The sequence below is a fragment of the Crocosphaera sp. Alani8 genome, assembly GCF_038442745.1.
Classification (GTDB): domain Bacteria; phylum Cyanobacteriota; class Cyanobacteriia; order Cyanobacteriales; family Microcystaceae; genus Crocosphaera.
The window spans coordinates 1-3,448 of sequence record NZ_JARVCN010000335.1; the positions used below are offsets into that span (position 1 = coordinate 1).

The following is a 3,448-nucleotide window of genomic DNA, read 5'->3' on the forward strand; positions in this document are numbered from 1 at the left end:
CGGGCTATATCCCTTATTAAATCTAGCTTATAGCTTTTTGTGTCCCCACGCCAGAAACAACACTATGTTAAGAACTATTAATAAAACTAGCAAGCTGTCAAAACATACTAAAAAAAACTGATTTCTTCTAGCATAAGAAGCCCAAATAAATTAGGAAACCAATAGAAACATTGTTTAGCGGAAAATTGACACTAATTTAAAGCCTGATGTAATAATTTTCAGGCTCTTAGATTTAATCTTTGATCAACTAACTTTCTTTTTTTTCTCATTCTTAAAAAGAAATCTCTCTACTTCTAAAGCATTTCGTTCGTTTCGTGATTCTATGGCTTCTATTACGGCCATCGCTAAATCATACTCATCTTCAAACATCCGACCGGCTAATTCGTCTTCTTTTATTCTTTGCCATTCATTCTCAATTCTATTCAATTCTGGAGAATAAGTTGGTAATAAAAAGATATATAAACCCTGACTTTCCCATTTTTTGTATTGTGCTTTTGTAGCTCGACTAACATGAATGGGTCCCTGATCTTCAACAATCACTGTTATTTGACCTGTTTTCTTCAATCTCTTTTCCGCTTTGTCGGCTTGCCAGTCCATTAACTTAATGTAACTATCACTTTTAAAACTTTTTAAAGCCAGTCCATATTCAAACCCTTTTCCTATTTCTAATAAGCCACAAATATTTAATCTTTTCCCTTTTTTCTTCGTTTGTTCCATTCTTTTTTGTTCTCCTCTTTTCGACCAACTATAAGTGACGTTTGCCCAAAGATTAAAGCCTGATTCATCTAAATACTTTAAACATATTTCTCCCACCGCCGCCGCTAATTCCAACATATCTAAATTTCCCCGCTTTCTCGATTGTTCCTGGGGATTTTGTTTCCCTTTACTTGAGTTTCTCGTCCGTTTCCATAGGTAGTTTTTTTTTGAGAATTCTTCTTAATTGGCGTTCACTTAAATAGACTTGATTGAGTGTAGCTAATATTTCAAGTATTTGACGACTATTATAGGTTCTTTGGTCAAAATCTAGTTTTTCGGCAATTACTTCTATGTTCTCAGGTTGCCATTTTCGTTTTCTTCCACTTCTGGGTGCATCCCATAAGCCCATTAATCCAAGATTTTTCCATCGATGAATTGCTGTACGGACTGTGGAATCAGCCCACTTCAAATAAATGGCAATTTTTTCTACCTTCCATCCCATCGCTGATAGTCTAATCGCACTTGCTCTATCCTTAGTTCTTTGGGGAACATTTTCCGCTTTACTTAACTCGAATAAAGTTCTTTCTTGCGATGATGTTAGAAATACTCTTAAAGGAGGAGAAGACATTAGTTAATTAGAGTTTTTATCCCTAACTCCACTAACACACTTTGGGGACTTTTTTTAGCGATCGCCGTTAAAACCGTAACATAAGTTAATACAGTGCTACTTATTTATGTCCGACTACTTAGAGAAAAGATAAGCAGTAACAAGGATAAGGTAGTCACAAAGGTTTATTGTCCTGTATATAGGCTATAAATAGTCGTTTAAGGGTTATAGACTTATTTATAGTCCCTCCAATGCCCCTCAGAATAACAGCGCACCACTTGCGTGCTGGCTTCGCCATATCTCTTCTCTTTAAAGGAGGAACAGCTAAAAACCGCATTGAAAAATGGTTTGAGTTTCTTGTACTCAAATTTAGATAGCTATACTCATAAAAAGATAAGCTTATTACTTATACTCGTACTTGTTAAAAAGAGGTATGGATAAAAGAAACTTAAATAGAACAAGAGATGGATTAAGAGAATAAGCTATAATAAGAATAAGTGGTAAGAGAGAACCTTGAAAGGTGTATATGACTCATAAATGATTGTTTTAGGGCATATTAGCTTACTTATAGTTCCCTCAACGCCCCTTAGAATAAAAGCAATCGCTGTCGAGTGTCACGGTATTTGTCATCGTTAACAAGATAAATGTCCGTGTGCGTTGTTGCTATACTCGTACTCAATCATTCTATACTTATACTCAATATTGGTTATTACTTATATTAAATTTCACAGAAAAATCTGATGAACAGACCTTTAACAGAAGATAAAAAACAAGAAATTGTTGATAGAGTTTTGACAGCTAGAGCTAATCGTGAGCAATTTTTATCTTTGATGAAGCAACGGCAAGAAGAAGGATTCAATATTGCTAAAAAATGTGCTTATCTCTTAAAACAAAAGTATGGAGTAGCCAAAGTCATCTTATTTGGTTCCTTATTAAATCATGAGAAAATGACTCTTTATTCTGACATTGATTTAGCAGTAAGTAATCTTTCTGAAAAGGATTATTTTAGGGCGATCGCTGATTTAGATTCTGGACATAATTTTGAGATAGATTTAGTTGAAATTCAAAAAGCATCTCCTCATATTTTAGAGGCCATTCATCAAGGGGTTGAGTTATGAATGAGTTATTAATTCAAGAACGAATTAGTCAAGAACTCAATAAAATCAACCGAGGAGTTCAACAATTAGAACTATTTCTGACACAATTAAATGATAGTTCAGACCTTATTTATCAAGAAGCTTTAGTTAATTCTCTTGCTCTTAATCTTCATGGAATTTATACAGGTATAGAGCGAATTTTTAAAGTTATTGCTACTGAAATCGATTTAAGTTTACCTACTGGGAATAAATGGCATAGAGATTTATTAGACCAAATGGCAGTTAAGATCCCCAATGTCAGAACAGAAGTCATCACAGAAGAAAGCAGAGCTATTTTAGATGAATTACGGCGATTCCGTCATGTACTTAGAAGTGCTTATTCCTTTCAGTTAGATAAGCAAAAAGTGCTAATTGTTGTTAATAATTTCTTAATTTATCATCATCAACTTATCCAAGAAATTCAATCATTTTGTAATTATTTAGATGAAGAAGAAGTTAAACAATAACTTTCTTATACTCATACTCAATGTTAGTTATTACTTATACTTAGATTAAGACTTGATTTTTATCGCAATATTACGATAAACTGAGAGAAGGAATTAAATCATCGTTGATTCACAATTATGAGTATAAACAATAAAATTGAAGCGATCGCGTGCCATTAACCACCATCTTTTTTTACGCTGAATCTGATGGAAAATCTCCTGTGGTTGATTGGCTATCAGAACTGAAAAGCAAAAACCGCCAAGGGTTTGCTAATTGTGTAGCTCGCATTCGTCAATTACAACAAACAGGTTATCAATTAAGAAGACCCAGCAGTGATTATTTACGAGACGGAATTTATGACTGGTTCTAACGGTTTCAGTTGAAGCGTGGTTGTGGTACAATTTACTTCAAAGAGAGAAAGCAGGGCAAACGCATCTAAAATGTAGGCAGAATTAAGTTATAATGTGTTCAAGATTTCAAATTACCAGGTAATTTGAAAAACCTACCTAAAATCTTCTACCAAAAGAAAAAAGTCTGCTTAATAAAACCATTTAGAAAAAAA

At 33.7% G+C, this 3,448-nt stretch carries 3 protein-coding genes and 1 pseudogene; 3 read left to right on the plus strand and 1 reads right to left on the minus strand.

The annotated features are described in order from the left end of the window. Positions 1-243: 243 nt before the first annotated feature. Positions 244-1,324 (minus strand): annotated as a pseudogene (locus P9B04_RS17485) (IS630 family transposase). Between the two features lie 719 nt (positions 1,325-2,043). Here P9B04_RS17485 and P9B04_RS17490 point away from each other — a divergent pair. From P9B04_RS17490 to P9B04_RS17500, 3 genes are all read left to right on the plus strand, one after another. Beyond that, entirely contained in the window at positions 2,044-2,421 is a 378-nt protein-coding gene (locus P9B04_RS17490; protein WP_342056261.1) for a nucleotidyltransferase family protein, read from the plus strand. Beyond that, entirely contained in the window at positions 2,418-2,906 is a 489-nt protein-coding gene (locus P9B04_RS17495; protein ID WP_342056262.1) for a ribonuclease toxin HepT-like protein, read from the plus strand. Before P9B04_RS17490 ends, P9B04_RS17495 begins: the two co-directional genes overlap by 4 nt. Positions 2,907-3,055: 149 nt before the next feature. Beyond that, the gene (locus tag P9B04_RS17500) at positions 3,056-3,256 is read left to right on the plus strand and encodes a hypothetical protein (protein WP_342056263.1); all 201 of its coding nucleotides are present in this window, start codon (positions 3,056-3,058) and stop codon (positions 3,254-3,256) included. The last annotated feature ends 192 nt before the right edge of the window (positions 3,257-3,448 follow it).